Origin of the sequence: Streptomyces sp. NPDC057565, from assembly GCF_042801455.1 — a bacterium.
Lineage (GTDB): Bacteria > Actinomycetota > Actinomycetes > Streptomycetales > Streptomycetaceae > Streptomyces > Streptomyces yanii.
Genome location: NZ_JBHVFU010000004.1, coordinates 479,230 through 493,767, shown reverse-complemented (window position 1 = coordinate 493,767; position 14,538 = coordinate 479,230). Strand labels below are relative to the sequence as shown.

The following is a 14,538-nucleotide window of genomic DNA, read 5'->3' as shown; positions in this document are numbered from 1 at the left end:
GGCGTGGTCAGCCCTTGCACAGATCCGCCGTCCGCAGCGTGGCCGGCGGGAGCTCGGTGGCGCCGAAGCCGTACTCCTGGAGCAGCTCGACATAGCGTGAGCTGTCGGACACGATCTTCTTCAGTTCGCGGTTGAAGGAGTCCCGCAGGTCCTCGTTGCCCTTGCGGAAGACGGCGCCGCCGGGGCTGTACTGCTTCTTCCCGTCGAGCTCCGGCAGGAACGCCTCGGTGACCTCGGTGCCCGGGTTGGTCTTCGCGAGCCAGCGCAGCGAGATTCCGGTGAGCAGGAAGGCGTCGATCCTGCCGCCCTTGACCGCGTCGGCGCCGTCCTGCGGCTTCTGCAGCGTCTTGATCTTCTCCTTCGAGATGCCCGCACCCTCGGCGTACGAGCCCTCCACCGCACCCGACATCACACCGACGGTGATACCGGCGGCCTTCGCCGACGGCAGGTCCGTGACCTTCTTCGGGTTGCCCTTCTTCACCATCAGCGCGGTCGGCGAGATGAACTCCGGTTCGGAGAAAAGGGCGTTGGCGCAGCGCTCGGGGGTGATCGCCATGCCCGCGCTGACCACGTCGTACTTCCCGGCCTGCAGCCCGGGAATCAGCCCGTCCCACTCGGAGAGGGTGGGCTTCAGCTCCTCGACCCCGAGCGCCTTGAAGATCTCCCGGTGCAGGGTGGGTGCCTCACCCTTGAGCTCCTTGCCCTCCAGATAGCCGTACGGTGCCTCATTGGCGTATGCGACCCGGACGAAGCCCTGCTTGCGGAGCTTGTCGAGTGCCCCCGCGCCGTCCGTGCCACCGGATGCTGTCTTGCTGCACGCCGCGAGCGCGCCGGGCACGACGAGCAGGCCGCCCACGGCTGTTGAGCGGCTGAGAAAGCCCCGACGGGACAGGTTCGGGAAGTCGGCCATGGTTTGCAATCTCCTGGAACGGACGAACAGTTCGGACAGGGGGAACGCCTGCCCGATCCCGTGCGTCTATGCAGGAAGCGGCCCGGTGTGACCGAACGGTGTCCGGAGGGTGACCTCTCCGTGTCTCAATGCGCAGACGTGTCAACGCCGTTCGGGGCTCCGGGGGACATCCGGTGAGGGAACGTATCCGCGCCGCTTGTCGACCACGTTCGGCAACGGCTCCCCGGCCGCCCACCGTTCGTACATCTCCACGAACTGCTCGCCCAGCCGGTCCCGCCAGCCCACGGTGTCGCCGCTCATGTGCGGGGAGACGATCAGGCCCGGTACGTCCCACAGTTCACTGCCCGCAGCGAGCGGTTCGTGCTGGAAGACGTCGAGCGCCGCGCCCGCGATCCACCGTCGGCGCAGCGCGTCGGCGAGATCGTCCTCGACGACCATGGGACCTCGCCCCACATTGATGAAGCGGGCCGAAGGCTGCATCAGCCCGAAGAACCGCGCGTCGAACATCCCGCGCGTCCGTTCCGTCAGGGGCGCCGCGCAGATCACCCAGTCGGCGAGCGCCGCCAGCCGGTCCAGATCATCGGCGCCATGGATGGTGCGCCGCGCCGTACGCCCCACGAGTGCCACCTGGACGCCCAGTGCGTCGAGCAGCCGGGTGATCTCCCGGCCGATCGGACCGGCCCCGACAACGACCGCGCGGGTGCCCGCGAGCTGCTCCGACTCGCGGTGGTGCCAGCGCCGCCGGCGCTGCAGCTCCAGCGTGCCGGGGACGTCCTTGGCGAACGCGAGCACCAGGCCCAGCACGTACTCGGCGATCGGCCGCTCGAAGATGCCCCGCGCGTTGGTCAGCACGGTGTCGGACCCGGCCAGCTCCGGGCAGAGCAGCCGGTCCACTCCCGCGCTGGCCGTATGCACCCACCGGGGCCGCGGTCCGTCGCCGGGCCAGGCGGCGCGTACCGCGTCGGAGGTGAAGTCCCACACGAGCAGGGCGTCGGCGTGCGGCAGCTCCGCGGCGAGGCCGGCCTCGTCCACGGAGCGGATCCGGACCCGACCGGTCAGCCGTCCGAGGCGCGGCGGCGGGGCGGCGTCCAGTACGAGGAGGGTGGGCTCTGACATCAGGGGATGGTCGCCTCGTCAACGTCTGAGATGTGCGGATTGACCACGCTCGCACCCGGGTCCGCGCCCGTCAACGCCAAGGTCGGCAGGGGTGCGGGCGCCGGAGGAATACTGGGCAGAGGGGAGGGCAGCGGCAGTACAGCGGTCCAGCAGTGCAGGAGGGTGAATATGACGACCGTCGGATTCCTCTACCCGGGCCATTTCGCGGACGACGACTTCCCGCGTATGGAGGTCATCCTCGACACCACCATCAGGCTCGTCGTCAACCGCACGGAGCCGGGCGAGGACGACCGCCGCGCCGAGACCCTGCGGCAGCGGGGCGCTCCCGAACGCCTCGCCGCCGGGGTCGAGGAGCTGCGGCGCGCCGGTGCCGAGTCGGTGGTCTGGGCCAGCACCGGCGCGAGTCTCGTGTACGGCTGGGAGGGCGCCCATCAGCAGAGCACCGCTCTGGCCAGGGCGGCGGGGCTGCCCGCATCGAGTACGTCGCTCGCCTTCGTCCACGCGGTACGGGCGCTGGGCGCCGCGCGTGTCGCGGTCGCCGCTCCGTACACCGAGGAGATCGCGGGGCTCTTCGGCGACTTCCTGGCCGCCGCGGGCGTCGAGGTGGTCGCCGTGCGCGGCGGTGGCGTCACCTCCGCGGCCGCGGCCGCGGGGTGGGGGCTGGACCGGCTGAAGGAGCTCGCGGTTGCCGCGGACCGACCGGACGCGGAGGCGGTGCTGCTGCCGGACAACGCCGTGCACACCGCCGCGCACGTTCGTGACCTGGAGGAACTCCTCGCCAAACCGGTCCTCACCGCGAACCAGGTGGCGGTGTACGAGGCTCTGCGGCTGGCCCGTCGGCGCACCTGGGCGCCCCAGCTCGGCACGCTGTTCGCCACCCGGGAGGCGCCGCCCGCGCCGGTCGGGAAGTGACCGGCCGGGAATAAACGGAGACATCCTCCTGTTAGGTTTCCCCGGACGTACGAGCATCACCGGAGAGGCCTTCACGTGGACAAGAACCGAGGCGGCGAGAACCGAGGCGACGAGAGTCGCGGCGACGGCATTCGGGGCAGGGCCGAGGGAACGGCCTCCGTGCCGCTGTCGGTGCTCGACCTGGTGACCGTCGGCCGGGGCCGCACCGCGACCCAGGCGCTGCGCACCAGCGTGGACATCGCCCAGCTCGCCGAGCGCCGCGGCTACCACCGCCTCTGGGTCGCCGAGCACCACTCCATGCCCGGCGTCGCCTCGTCGTCCCCGGCCGTGATCCTGGCCCACCTCGCCGCCCGCACCGAGCGGATCCGGCTCGGCTCCGGCGGGGTCATGCTGCCCAACCACGCCCCGCTGGTCATCGCCGAACAGTTCGGCACACTGGAGGCCATGGCCCCCGGCCGCATCGACCTCGGCCTCGGGCGCGCCCCCGGCACGGACGGTGCGACCGCCGCCGCGCTGCGCCGCACGGACCGGCTCGGCGAGGGCGCCGACGACTTCCCGCAGCAGCTCGCCGAGCTGACCCGGTTCCTGGACGACGACTTCCCGGACGGCCACCCGTACGCCCGGATCCATGCGGTCCCGGGCCCGGTGCAGGGTCCCACGGGCCGCCCGCCGATCTGGCTGCTCGGCTCCTCCGGCTTCAGCGCCCGGCTGGCCGGGGTCCTGGGTCTGCCGTTCGCGTTCGCCCACCACTTCTCGGCGCAGAACACGATTCCGGCGCTCGACCTGTACCGGGACTCGTTCAAGCCGTCCGCGGTGCTGGACGCTCCGTACGCCCTGATCGGCGTCTCGGCGCTGGCAGCCGACGAGGAGCGCGAGGCCCGCCGCCAGGTCCTGACCGGTGCCCTGTCGATGGTCCGCCTGCGCACCGGCCGCCCCGGTCTGATCCCGACGCCGGAGGAGGCGGAGGCCTATGCCTTCAGTCCGATGGAGCGGGAGTTCGTCGACAGCTGGCTCGGCAATGTCATCCACGGGACGGCGGACGAGGTGCGCAGCGGTCTGGACGACCTGGCCAAGCGGACCGGGGCGGACGAGCTGATGATCACGGCGAATGCGCATGGCGGGGAGGCGCGGCTGCGCAGCTACGACCTGATCGCGGATGCGTACGGGCTGCGTGGCTGAGGTCTGCGCGGTCCGGCCCGTTCCGCCATCGAGCGCCGGGCGGGCCTGAGCCCGGCCTTCCCGGCGCTCGGGGGCACGGCCGGCTCCGTGTTCCGGGGCGCGGCTCTCTCAGAGCGCCAGGGGGCTCGTCCCGATGAGTTCCGCGATGCGCTCCGGGGCCACCGCCCGGGAGTAGAGCCAGCCCTGCCCCGTGTCGCAGCCGATCCGCCGCAGCCGTTCCGCCTGGCTCAAGGTCTCCACGCACTCCGCGGTGACGGTCAGCCCCAGCCGGTGCGCCAGCTGCACCATCGCCTCGACGATCGTCTCGTCGGCCGGGCTGGGGTGCGCCCCGTCCTCGTACCGGAAGCCGCGCACGAACGAGCCGTCCAGCTTCAGTACGGAGACCGGCAGCCGGCTCAGATAGGCGAGGTTCGAATAGCCGGTCCCGAAGTCGTCGATGGCGATCCGGACGCCCATGTCGCTGAGCGTCTGGAGCGCCTCCAGCGGGCGGCCCGCCGAGCCCATCACCGCGGACTCGGTCAGTTCCAGCTGCAGCAGTCCGGGGGCCAGACCGGTCTCGGCGAGGATCTCGGCGACATCGGTGACCAGGTCGGAGTCCCAGACCTGCCGCACGGCGACATTGACGCTGATGAAGAGCGGCGGCTCGGCCGGATGGTCCAGCTGCCAGCGCCGGGCCTGACGGCAGGCCGACCGGAGCACCCAGCGGCCGAGCTGGACGATCGAGCCGTCCTCCTCGGCGATCGCGACGAACCGATTCGGTGAGAGCATGCCGAACTGCGGGTGGTTCCAGCGGACCAGAGCCTCCACGCCTCGCACGATTCCGTCGGCCATCCCGACAAGGGGCTGGTACTCGATGGTGAACTCGCCGCGCTCGACGGCGGGCCGGAGCGTGGAGGAGAGCGCCTGCCGTGTCATCCGGTGCGCGTTGCGCTCGGGGTCGAAGAGCGTCCAGCGTGCCTTGCCGTCCGCCTTCGCCCAGTACAGCGTGGTGTCCGCGGCCTGCATCAGACCGGTGGCCGAGGTCCCGGCGACGCCACGCTCCACCACTCCGATCGACGCCGACACGGCCAGCCGTGTGCCGGCCAGGTCGAACGGCTTCTGGAGGGAGGCGAGCACCGCGCGGGCGAGATCGGTGAGTTGCTGCGTCCCGGCGGATTCCTCGACCAGGATCGCGAACTCGTCGCCGCCGAGGCGCGCCACGAGCGTGCCGCCGGTGCGGTGCAGGCTCTCCTGTTCGGCGCAGTCGGTGAGCCGGGCGGCGACGGCGGCGAGCAGCCGGTCGCCGATCCGGTGCCCCATCGTGTCGTTGACGGCCTTGAAGCCGTCCAGGTCGAGGTAGCAGAGCCCGATCCGGCCGTGCCGCGGTCGACTGTCGTCCTGGTACGGCGGGGTCTCCAGAGCGGAGGCGAGCCGCTCGAAGAACAGCGTCCGGTTGGGCAGCCGGGTCACCGGGTCGTGCGTCTGGAGGTGGCGCAGTCGCTTCTGCAGCTCGTGCCGGTCGCTGATGTCGGCGACGGAGAGCAGCACGGCGGAGGCGCCCCGGGTGACCCCGGTTCCGGTCTCCGCGCCCGTTCCGGTCTCCGGATCTGTCCCCGCGCTTGTCTCCGGGTCTGTCGTCCCCGTCTCCGGCATCGGTACAACGGTGATCTCGGCCCACATCGAGCGCCCGTCGGGGTGCTTGAGTCTGCGGGTGCAGCGGAACCGGGATCGCCGGCCGCGCAACACCTCGCGGTACGCATGCCAGGTCCGGACGTCGGCGGAGAGGTCGAGCAGATCGGACGCGGACTGGGCGGCCAGCGCCGCGGGATCGGCGCCGAGCAGCCCGCCGAGAGCGTCGTTGGCGCACAGGACCAGGCCCTCGTGGTCGACGACGGCCATCGGCAGCACGGCGCCCCGGAAGGCGGCCCGGTAATCGGCCGGGCGTGAGTCGACGGCTCCCGGGCCGACCGGTTCTGTGTGACGCTCCGTGACGGGTGGTTGCACGGTAGGGGGCGCTGTGCCTGCCGCGGGCCTCGGCCCTTCGGAGGTTCCGCTCACCGCTCGCTCCCGCCGTGCAGTTCTGTCCCGAACAGTTGTGGTCGGACTGGCCCGCCGCGCGGAGTGCCGTTGTCCGAGGCGGAAACCACGCAGGAAAGCGTGGTGAAGCATAGATGCTGTTGTCTCGCCCGTTCCAGCTCCCGACCCGTTGCGGCCCCGGGGAGCACCCCGCATGGGCCATTCGCGCGTCGTTCCGGTTTGCCCGCGACTGATTATTTCTGCGCGGCTCTGTTCCCTCATGTCGATCTTGGATCTCGTTCACGTTGCCACAGTGATCGATTGTGACTGTCCGTGAAAGAGCTCCGAGAGGCTGACTGCTGACACGAGTGGGGCAGCACAACAGGGCGAATGCCCACGAACCGGCACAGGGTGGACTGCGTGTATCCGCATCCCGCACCCGGAGGTCGATGTGCCGCCTCAGCGCAGGCTCGGGGGACTGGAGAGACCGAGTCCGCGTGGTGTGGTGGCCGGTCTGGTCTCTCTCCTGGCGCTCGCCTCCACCTCCCTCGTTGCGGGTCCGGCCGTGGCCGCCACGGGTGAAGCCGGCCCCTGCGCCCTGCCCAGGACGGGGGCACACCACACGCTGGGCCTGGACGAATGGAACGGCGCCTACCCGCGCCCGGACCACACCCTCGATGCGGTCATGATCTTTCTCTCGTTCCCCGACGCCCGCCCCGTCACCACCCCCGCCGAGCTCGCCGCCGACTACTTCCCCGCCACCACGCAGTTCTTCCGGCGCGCCTCGTACGGGAAGTTCACCCTGCGCCCGCACCCGCAGCGGCGGTGGGTCCAGATGCCTCACGCATCCACCTCGTACGGCATAAAACGCGACTGGGACGACAAGCGGCGCAGCTCCTATCTGCGCGACGCGATCGCCGCGGCCGACGACCAGGTCGACTTCTCGAAGTACGACATCGTCTACCTGGTCGCCGACCCGGACGCGCCCGGCGTCGACTCCGACGCCACCAAGGTCGTCAACTTCGACCAGCCGCTGCACGCCGACGGCACGGACATCAGGCGCGTCGTCACCGTATTCGAGCAGCATCCGCCGGACCGGAACGTGCTGGCCCACGAGACCGGGCACGTCTTCGACCTGCCGGATCTCTACCACCGGCCGTCGGACGGCAAGGGCGACTGGGACACCTACGTCGGCGACTGGGACGTGATGGGCAGCCAGTTCGGTCTCGCGCCGGATCTGTTCGGCTGGCACAAGTGGAAGCTGGGCTGGCTGGACCGCAGGCAAGTGGCGTGCATCCAGCACAACCAGGACATCACCCTGGAGTCGATGGCGGCCGTGCCGGTGCCCGGCGCATCCATCGGTACGCGGCTCGCGGTGATCAGGACCGGTGAGGGCAGTGCCGTGGCGCTGGAGGCCCGCAGTGCCACCGGCAACGACCGGGCGACGTGCAGCGAGGGGGTGCTGATCTACCGGGTCCGCAACGAGACACCGTCCGGCGGCGGGCCGATCCAGGTCATCGACACCCACCCCCACACCGACGCCTGCTGGGACCAGTCGGTCTACGCACCGCTGGCGGACGCCCCGCTGCGAGTCGGCGAGACGTACTCCGTCCCCGGTGAGCACACCCGGATCGAGGTCGCGGACCGGACGCCGTCGGGTGCGTGGACCGTCCGTATCACCACGGGTACGTAACGCTGCCGTGACGGCAGAACGAAGAAGCCCCTCGCTTCCGCGAAGGGCTTCTCCCGTCTGTGCGCCGCCAGGGACTCGAACCCCGGACCCGCTGATTAAGAGTCAGCTGCTCTAACCAACTGAGCTAGCGGCGCCTGCTGACGTCGTAGACCTTAGCACCCTGATCGGCGGGAGGAAAAATCGAAATCCGAGCCGACCCAGTGGGCGCGGAGCGCGTCACGCGCACACAGGCCCAGAGCAGTACGTCGGGGCCCGGCAGCCAAGGGTTACGGGTGTCGGGGGCGACCACCCAGCGAGGCCCCGGCGAGGAGGAGTCGCAGGCCAGGGGTGGAACGGTCACCGCGTCACCGGTGCCGTGGCAGAGCAGCGGCGGGACCCTGCCCTCACGGTCCTCGCTCTCCCAGGGTGCCTCGGGGCCGTGCTCCGCCGCCTGGCCATGGCCGGTGCCCCACTCCTCCCAGTCGAGCAGCGACGGCAGCCGCTGGGCGGTTCCGGGGGCGGCGAACAGCAGCATCCGCCCGCGGTGCGTGGCGACCGGACCGGAACCCGGGCCGTCGGCCCACAGGTGCTCCAGCATCCGCCGCCCGAAGAGCGCGGGCACGTTGACCACATCGAACGCCGATCCGCACGGCAGCACGCCGGGGGAGCCGGGGTGGGCCTCCCACTGGGCGAGCGCGGAGCGCGGATACGCGGCGGCGCCGGCCAGCCAGGCCGCTCCGGCCGCGGTGACCTGAGCGGTCTGGTCACCGGCTCGGTCCCGCAGGACCGTGAAGACATCGGCACCGTCGCGGGTGCCGGTGTGGGGTCCGGCGCAGGTTTCGGTGCCGGGATGCGGGGTGGTCTCGTCTGGCAGCCATGCACTCATGACTACCTGTATACCGGTAGTGACGCTGCGGATTGTAGGAATTGTCGGAAACCCGGACAGGGTGGGGTGGGGAGGAGTATCTTGCGCGCGGGCATATGCCAACGGCTGTGCCCGGAGTCAGACCCGGAGCGAGAGCCGGGGCCGGACCCGGAGGGGGCGAGGGCCGGACGCTCCGGCGTCACGGCCGCGCGCCGCCCAGCAGGCCCCGGCCGAACTCGACCATCAGCTTCGCGTAGTCCTCGGTCCACTCCGCGCGCTCCGCGATGTCCGCCATGGTGAGCCGGTCGAACCGGCCCGGATCGGCCAGCTGGGCGGCGGCGATGGCCTGGTACTCGACCGCCCGGTCGGTCGCGGCGCGGAAGGCCAGCGTCAGCTCGGTGGCGCGGGCCAGCAGCTCCTGCGGATCGTCCATCGACTCCAGGTCGAAGAAGTGCTCGGGGTCGGCGACCGCAGCTGACGGCTCGAAGAGCAGGGGCGCGGGGCGCAGCCGCTGCCGCTCGTTCCGCTCGGGTTGTGCCATGTGAGGTTCCTCCTTCGGTGGGCCCGACGGCCACCCTCCATTGTCCAACCGTCCGCAAGTGCGCTTCGGAGGCGGTGCGCGGGGCGCGCCGGGTCACCGCCCGGCACGACGCACGCCCCCGACGGCCCATTGCCTGTGATCCGGCAGTGTTACGGGCGCCACGGGACGCGGTGTTCCGCGAGGTGGGCCAGGACCGCGTGGTTCGCCTCCCACCCGTCGGGAAACTTCACCGTGACGCCGAGCTGGACCGGTTCCGTCGACGGGTGCTCGTCCAGCAGCTCCGCGACGCCGGCCCGGCAGACCACGATGCAGGCGTGACGGTGGCGGGACGCCAGGACGCACAGCCGGCCCGTCTCCAGATGGAACGCCGTGGCGTCCGGGCGCCCGGACAGCGGGTGCAGGACCACCGTCACATCGAACTCGCGGCCCTGGAGCCGGTTCGCCGTGTCCACCGCCACACCCGTCACACCGAGCTCCGCGAGCGCCGCCCGTACCGCCGCCGCCTGGTCCCGGTGGGCCGTGCCGACCGCGACCCGGTCCGCCGTCACCGGGGCCGGGTCGGGGGAGCGCTCGCTCGTCGCCGCGCCGCCCCGGTCCAGGAGCCGGCGGACCACCAGGGCCACCGCCCGGACCGCCTCCGGGTCCGTGCGCGGGGTGTGCCGGGCCGGGAGTTCGAGCAGCCCCCAGCCGGACTCCGCGGCCTCGTCCAGCACCCGGTCCGGGGCGGAGCCGTCCGACGGGACCCCGAACGTCAGCCGCCGGTCGCCGTGATCCGTACCGCTGCGGAACGGGGTGTACGGGTAGAACGCGTCCGAGACCAGCCGCGCGGCCGACGCGGGCAGCCGCCACGACACCGGCAGCCGGCGCTGCGGCAGCTCGGGGTTGTGCGCCAGCAGCGTCGAGACCGCGCTCGCCGACGGGTCGTACGACAACCCCGCCCACTGGTCCGCACCGACGATGGAGAACGGATCCAGCTGCCCCGGATCACCGACGAACAGCGCCCTTTCGAAGAGCCCCGCGACGGCCAGCAGTGCGTCCGAGCGCATCTGGTACGCCTCGTCGACGATCGCGTGCCCCCACGGCTCGACGTTCTTCACATGAGCCCACTTGGCGGCCGTCGAGATGACGACATCAAGTCCGGCCAGATCCCCGGCCTTCGCCGACTTCCGTACGTTGGCCAGGCCGTCCAGCACCTTGTCGTACGGGTCCGCGTCGTTGCTGTGCAAGCGCCCGACCGGCAGCCCGGGGTCCTTCTCGGCCAGCCGCACCACCAGGTCGTCGACCTGGGCGTTGGTCTGCGCGACCACCATCAACGGGCGCCCTGCCGACGCGAGTTCGAGCGCGGCGCGCACCACCAGCGTCGACTTTCCCGCACCCGGCGGGGAGTCCACCACGATGCCACGGGCCGTGCCGTTCAGCGTGTCGTCCAGGATCTGGGCGGTGGCCCGCCCCGCCTCGGCTCCCGGGTCGAATACGGCCGTCACAACAGGTCCTCCGGGGTCACGGGGTCGGGGTTCTCGGAATGTCCGGCGGCGCCCGGCGGGCCGCCGTGCGTCCACGGCGTCTCCTCCGGGTCCGGCAGCTTCGGGCCGCTGCGCTGGTCGTGCTCGAACAGGGTCCAGACGATCCGGTCGCCCGGCTCCGGCAGCGAACCAGGGGCCGGCTCCTTGCTCCGGCCCATCCGGTCGGTGATCCGCAGCACCAGCAGCCGCTCCTCGGCGTCCGGGAGATCCTCGGAGGCGTACGCCACGAACTCGGCGGTCTGCGGCTTGCCGTCCAGCGTGCGGTACACCTTGGTGCGCTCACCGAGGTGAGGGCGCTCGCCCGTCCGGACCGTGACCAGCGGACGCGGCGAGGGCCGCTTCGACTCGCTGTACGCCATCACCACCTCGGCCACCTCCCCGACGAACGCCTCACCGGCCAGCCGGCGCCCGGCGAGCACCAGCGGGTCGTCCAGCGCCTCCTGCGCCTCCAACTGCGCCTGCGCCGTCTCCCGCGAGGCCAGCTTTGCCGCCGCCGTCACCGCGTCGTCCCGGCGCGGCTGCGGCGGCTCCCCGGCCCGCACCCGGTCCCGGTGGCCGGTGAACGACCAGCGGTCCCGGGTCCACCGGTCCTCGGTCCTGGACCCGGCCGGCAGCTCCCGCATCAGGTCGAGCCCCCGCCACACCGCGTCCCAGGTCGGCCGTGCCACCGCGGCCAGCAGTGACCTGATCTCCCGCTCGGCGGCGGTCAGTTCGCCGAACCGGGCGTCGGCCGCGAGGCCGTCCTCGGCCGCCGCGAGCGACGTGCGCGCCCGGTCGTACTTCTCGATCGCGGGCGCGAGCAACCGGTTGTCGAACGCCGGATCCGTCGCCGGACCGGCGGGCGGGCAGAGCAGCTGGCCGCCGGCGTCCCGCTCCAGCTCGGCCCGGAGCGCGGCCTCGGCACCGGACTCGCCGGCCGCAGGGGCGATCCAGGCGAGCAGCGCCCCCAGATGCTGGTCCTCCAGCGTGGACTGCCCGGTCGCCCAGTGCCGGTTCAGCAGATCGGTCATGGCGAGGAGCAGCGAGGAACCCGGCACCCGGGCCCGCTCCCCGTAATGCGTCAGCCAGCGGCCCAGCAGCGGGACCCGGGCCGGCGCCGGGTACGGAGTGTCCGGGTCGTCCTCGACGGTGCGCCGGAACCGCATGGACCGGCCCAGCAGCCGCACGAAGTCGAGACCCGCCCGGCTCGGCACGATCAACTGCGGCGCGTCCGTGCACAACTCGACCTCGACCTTGACCTTCTTCCCGGTCTCGGGATCGGTCTCGTTGCGCTCGGCCGGCTCCACCACGTCCGTGTACGTCTCGATGTGCGGCAGGACAGCCTCGGCCAGTTCGGCGAGGAAGGCGAACCGCAGATCGCGGTCGCGCGGCTGGGCCACAGCGAGCAGCCGGGGCGCGTCCCGGTCGGTTCCGACGAGGGCGCCGAGCGGGGCGCCCGCCTCACCGGCGGTGGTCAGCGGCACGAGAACGAGCGGCGCACCGGTGAGATGACGGTGCCGGACGGTGGCCATCGGCTGCGCCCGACCGCTCTCCACGGCCTCCAGCCGCGCCAGGGTGCTGATCAGCGACATGCCGGGCTTCCTTCCAGGGGCGCGCCCCGGTGCTCCAGCGCCTCCGCGCGCAGGGCCGCGGCGCGGCGCAGGGCGGCGACCGTGGGGTCGGCCGGATCGCCCTCCTTGCCCGCCGCCGCGGCCAGTACCGCGCCCACCGTCGTCAGACCGCCGAGCTCACCCCGTACGCTCCGCCCCAGCGCCTCCACCGCACCGGCCGCACGCGCCGTCGCCCGGCAGTGGAAGGCCAGTTCGCACGCGGCCAGGCACTCCGGTGCGTACGCAGCCGTGACCGCGTCGACCGCGGCCGTCAGCTCCTGCGCGGAGCACTCCGGGTCGAAGGTCGTGCCTTCGGGCAGGGCTGCCGCGATGTCCTCGACCCGGGTCAGCCGGGTCAGCTGGCGGCGGGTGACCGCGCGCTGCTTGCGCACGTCGACGACCGACGCCGTCGGCAGGTTGGAGAAGTCCTTCGGACAGACCAGCAGCACCCGGTGGTCGACCTCCGCCCCCGTCGTGACCGCCGCGATGCGCTCCAGCGCCAGCACATACACCGCCGACTGCCGGGCTGCCGCTCCGACCTTCGCCGCGTCCGCCGAACTGTCGATCATGGGAAACGACTTGATCTCCACGACCGTCCACCGGCCGTCGGGGTGCACCACCACCGCGTCCGGCTCCAGATAGGCAGGCGAGCCCGCCACCTCCAGGGCCAGCATCGGGTGATCGAGCAGAGCCCAGCCACCCGCCTCGGTCGCCTCACGCAACGCCAGTGCCGTACGCGCCGCGCGGCCCTCGGGACCCGCCGCCGCCAGATCCGGCACCCGGACCTCGCGCGGCGCATCGCCGCCCCCGCCGAGCCGCTCGTACAGCAGGCGCATCAGCTCCGTGCCGCCATCGGCCTTGACCCTCGCCTCGAACGCGTTGCCCCGCATGAAAGCGAACTGCGACTGACCGAACGCGGCGGGAGAGCCGAGTGCGGCCGCCAGCGCGGCCTTGTCCACCCCTGCGCCGTCCAGCAGGGCGCGCCGCTTGCAGCCCGGGTTGGCGGCGAGGGCGGCCAGCGCGCGGGCATCGAGCGGATGCGGCGCGACGGCGGGACCGCGCAGTTCAGCGAGCCGCTGCCGGAGTGTCGTCGCCTGCTGCGTCGGCCGATGCTGCGACATCGGTGGAGTCTGCGGAGGAGGTCCGCTGGCTGGGTATTCGCTCACCCGCGGAAGTCTTGCATCCGGCACTGACAACAGGGGACTTCGTGACCGGGACGGCCGCAGCGGTGCGGGCCCGTACCGCTGCCCTGATCCGGTCGGCGAGCCGCATCACCGGCGTGGTGAGCAGCGCCCCGACGCCCATCACCGCAGCGCCCGCGACCGCGTCGAGGAAATAGTGGTTGGCCGTGCCCATCACGATGAACGTGGTGAGGAGCGGGTACACGACACCCGCGGCCCGCAGCAGCGGATGCCTGCCGTGGCGCCACAGCAGGATCCCGCACCACAGCGCCCAGCCGACGTGCAGGCTCGGCATCGCCGCGTACTGGTTGGTCATCCAGCCCATGCCGCGCGGCGCACTCGCCTCGGCGCCCCACCAGCCGTACGAGCTGTACTGGGCCATCGTGTCGACGAAGCCATGCGTGGCGTGGAGCAGCCGCGGCGGGCAGGTCGGCATCAGCGCGAAACCGATCAGACCGAGCAGCGTGGACGTCATCAGCCAGGTGCGGGCGGCGCGGTACGCGGCCGCGCGCCGCCGGTAGATCCAGATCAGCACGGCCGGGGTGACCACGTAGTGCAGTGAGGCATACGCGAAGTCGGAGGGTATGCCTATCGCCGGATGGGCCGTCATCAAGCGGTTGAGCGGGTGCTCGGCATTCAGGAAGAGCGCTTTTTCCAGATGAAGTATGCGCAGCCCGTGGTCGACGGCGGTCGACACATCGCTTCGGACCAGCAGCCGACCCGCCGAGTAGAGCGCGTACACGATCGCGATCAGCGGCAGCTCGGCCCACCATCGAGGCCGGTGCCGCGACGCGGGCGCGGCGGTGGCAAGCGACATCCGGATGCTCTCCATCATGTGTTCATGCGTCCGACGGCGGGCGTTCAACCGTACGGCGCAGGTCGGTGGCGAATCCCCCCGGGGCTCCCCTGTGGTCGCCCCGTGCGCGGCGGAGCTCTCTCCGCGGGGGAAGGGACGCCGATGCGGCCCCGGAGGTTGCCTCCCGGGCACGTGAGCGATGATGGACAAAGGCGGATGACCCGTCCCTGTTGTCGTTTTCTCCGATCCACATCTCAGG

12 protein-coding genes and 1 tRNA gene are annotated in these 14,538 nt (G+C 72.0%); 3 read left to right on the top strand and 10 right to left on the bottom strand.

Going from position 1 to position 14,538, the window contains the following annotated elements; all coding sequences use genetic code 11:
• Window positions 1-7 precede the first annotated feature (7 nt).
• Complete coding sequence (ehuB, locus tag ACFU8W_RS12190; RefSeq protein WP_345517941.1) at window positions 8-910, bottom strand: ectoine/hydroxyectoine ABC transporter substrate-binding protein EhuB; 903 nt, start codon at window positions 908-910, stop codon at window positions 8-10.
• Between the two features lie 141 nt (window positions 911-1,051).
• Window positions 1,052-2,026, bottom strand: a complete 975-nt coding sequence (locus ACFU8W_RS12185; RefSeq protein ID WP_384035189.1) for a D-2-hydroxyacid dehydrogenase — start codon at window positions 2,024-2,026, stop codon at window positions 1,052-1,054.
• Window positions 2,027-2,194: 168 nt separating this feature from the next.
• On the opposite strand from ACFU8W_RS12185, the gene ACFU8W_RS12180 reads away from it, so the two are divergent.
• Window positions 2,195-2,938: a decarboxylase gene (locus ACFU8W_RS12180; RefSeq protein WP_327246193.1), complete on the top strand. Its 744-nt coding sequence runs from the start codon at window positions 2,195-2,197 to the stop codon at window positions 2,936-2,938.
• A 75-nt stretch (window positions 2,939-3,013) separates the two neighbouring features.
• On the top strand, window positions 3,014-4,117 hold the full coding sequence (locus tag ACFU8W_RS12175) for an LLM class flavin-dependent oxidoreductase (RefSeq protein ID WP_345517943.1): 1,104 nt from the start codon (window positions 3,014-3,016) through the stop codon (window positions 4,115-4,117).
• A 108-nt stretch (window positions 4,118-4,225) separates the two neighbouring features.
• Here the strand turns inward: ACFU8W_RS12175 and ACFU8W_RS12170 are convergent, their stop codons facing one another.
• Entirely contained in the window at window positions 4,226-6,154 is a 1,929-nt protein-coding gene (locus ACFU8W_RS12170) for a putative bifunctional diguanylate cyclase/phosphodiesterase (RefSeq protein ID WP_384035185.1), read from the bottom strand.
• A gap of 436 nt (window positions 6,155-6,590) precedes the next feature.
• On the opposite strand from ACFU8W_RS12170, the gene ACFU8W_RS12165 reads away from it, so the two are divergent.
• Window positions 6,591-7,805 carry a M6 family metalloprotease domain-containing protein gene (locus ACFU8W_RS12165; protein WP_384035360.1) on the top strand — a complete coding sequence of 405 codons (1,215 nt, stop codon included), beginning with the start codon at window positions 6,591-6,593 and terminating at the stop codon, window positions 7,803-7,805.
• 60 nt (window positions 7,806-7,865) lie between these two features.
• On the opposite strand, the gene ACFU8W_RS12160 is transcribed toward ACFU8W_RS12165, so the two are convergent.
• The 7 genes from ACFU8W_RS12160 to ACFU8W_RS12130 all read right to left on the bottom strand — a co-directional run bounded on the left by ACFU8W_RS12160 (window position 7,866) and on the right by ACFU8W_RS12130 (window position 14,300).
• Window positions 7,866-7,939, bottom strand: a tRNA-Lys gene (locus tag ACFU8W_RS12160).
• The gene (locus tag ACFU8W_RS12155) at window positions 7,930-8,670 is read right to left on the bottom strand and encodes a hypothetical protein (RefSeq protein WP_345517945.1); all 741 of its coding nucleotides are present in this window, start codon (window positions 8,668-8,670) and stop codon (window positions 7,930-7,932) included. The genes ACFU8W_RS12160 and ACFU8W_RS12155 overlap by 10 nt, the downstream gene beginning before the upstream one ends.
• A gap of 178 nt (window positions 8,671-8,848) precedes the next feature.
• Window positions 8,849-9,190, bottom strand: coding sequence for a hypothetical protein (locus tag ACFU8W_RS12150; protein WP_345517946.1), 342 nt, complete (start codon window positions 9,188-9,190; stop codon window positions 8,849-8,851).
• 149 nt (window positions 9,191-9,339) lie between these two features.
• Entirely contained in the window at window positions 9,340-10,674 is a 1,335-nt protein-coding gene (locus ACFU8W_RS12145) for an AAA domain-containing protein (protein WP_384035181.1), read from the bottom strand.
• The gene (locus ACFU8W_RS12140) at window positions 10,671-12,284 is read right to left on the bottom strand and encodes a hypothetical protein (RefSeq protein ID WP_384035178.1); all 1,614 of its coding nucleotides are present in this window, start codon (window positions 12,282-12,284) and stop codon (window positions 10,671-10,673) included. The genes ACFU8W_RS12145 and ACFU8W_RS12140 overlap by 4 nt, the downstream gene beginning before the upstream one ends.
• The gene (locus ACFU8W_RS12135) at window positions 12,275-13,468 is read right to left on the bottom strand and encodes a hypothetical protein (protein ID WP_384035175.1); all 1,194 of its coding nucleotides are present in this window, start codon (window positions 13,466-13,468) and stop codon (window positions 12,275-12,277) included. The genes ACFU8W_RS12140 and ACFU8W_RS12135 overlap by 10 nt, the downstream gene beginning before the upstream one ends.
• Entirely contained in the window at window positions 13,368-14,300 is a 933-nt protein-coding gene (locus ACFU8W_RS12130) for a phosphatase PAP2 family protein (protein WP_384035357.1), read from the bottom strand. Before ACFU8W_RS12130 ends, ACFU8W_RS12135 begins: the two co-directional genes overlap by 101 nt.
• Between the last annotated feature and the right edge of the window lie 238 nt (window positions 14,301-14,538).

Coding starts and splice junctions, on each gene's coding strand:
- ACFU8W_RS12130 (WP_384035357.1), bottom strand. CDS start 14,300: ATGTCGCTTGCCACCGCCGCGCCCGCGTCGCGGCACCGGCCTCGATGG.
- ACFU8W_RS12155 (WP_345517945.1), bottom strand. CDS start 8,670: ATGAGTGCATGGCTGCCAGACGAGACCACCCCGCATCCCGGCACCGAA.
- ACFU8W_RS12150 (WP_345517946.1), bottom strand. CDS start 9,190: ATGGCACAACCCGAGCGGAACGAGCGGCAGCGGCTGCGCCCCGCGCCC.
- ACFU8W_RS12185 (WP_384035189.1), bottom strand. CDS start 2,026: ATGTCAGAGCCCACCCTCCTCGTACTGGACGCCGCCCCGCCGCCGCGC.
- ehuB (WP_345517941.1), bottom strand. CDS start 910: ATGGCCGACTTCCCGAACCTGTCCCGTCGGGGCTTTCTCAGCCGCTCA.
- ACFU8W_RS12140 (WP_384035178.1), bottom strand. CDS start 12,284: ATGTCGCTGATCAGCACCCTGGCGCGGCTGGAGGCCGTGGAGAGCGGT.
- ACFU8W_RS12180 (WP_327246193.1), top strand. CDS start 2,195: ATGACGACCGTCGGATTCCTCTACCCGGGCCATTTCGCGGACGACGAC.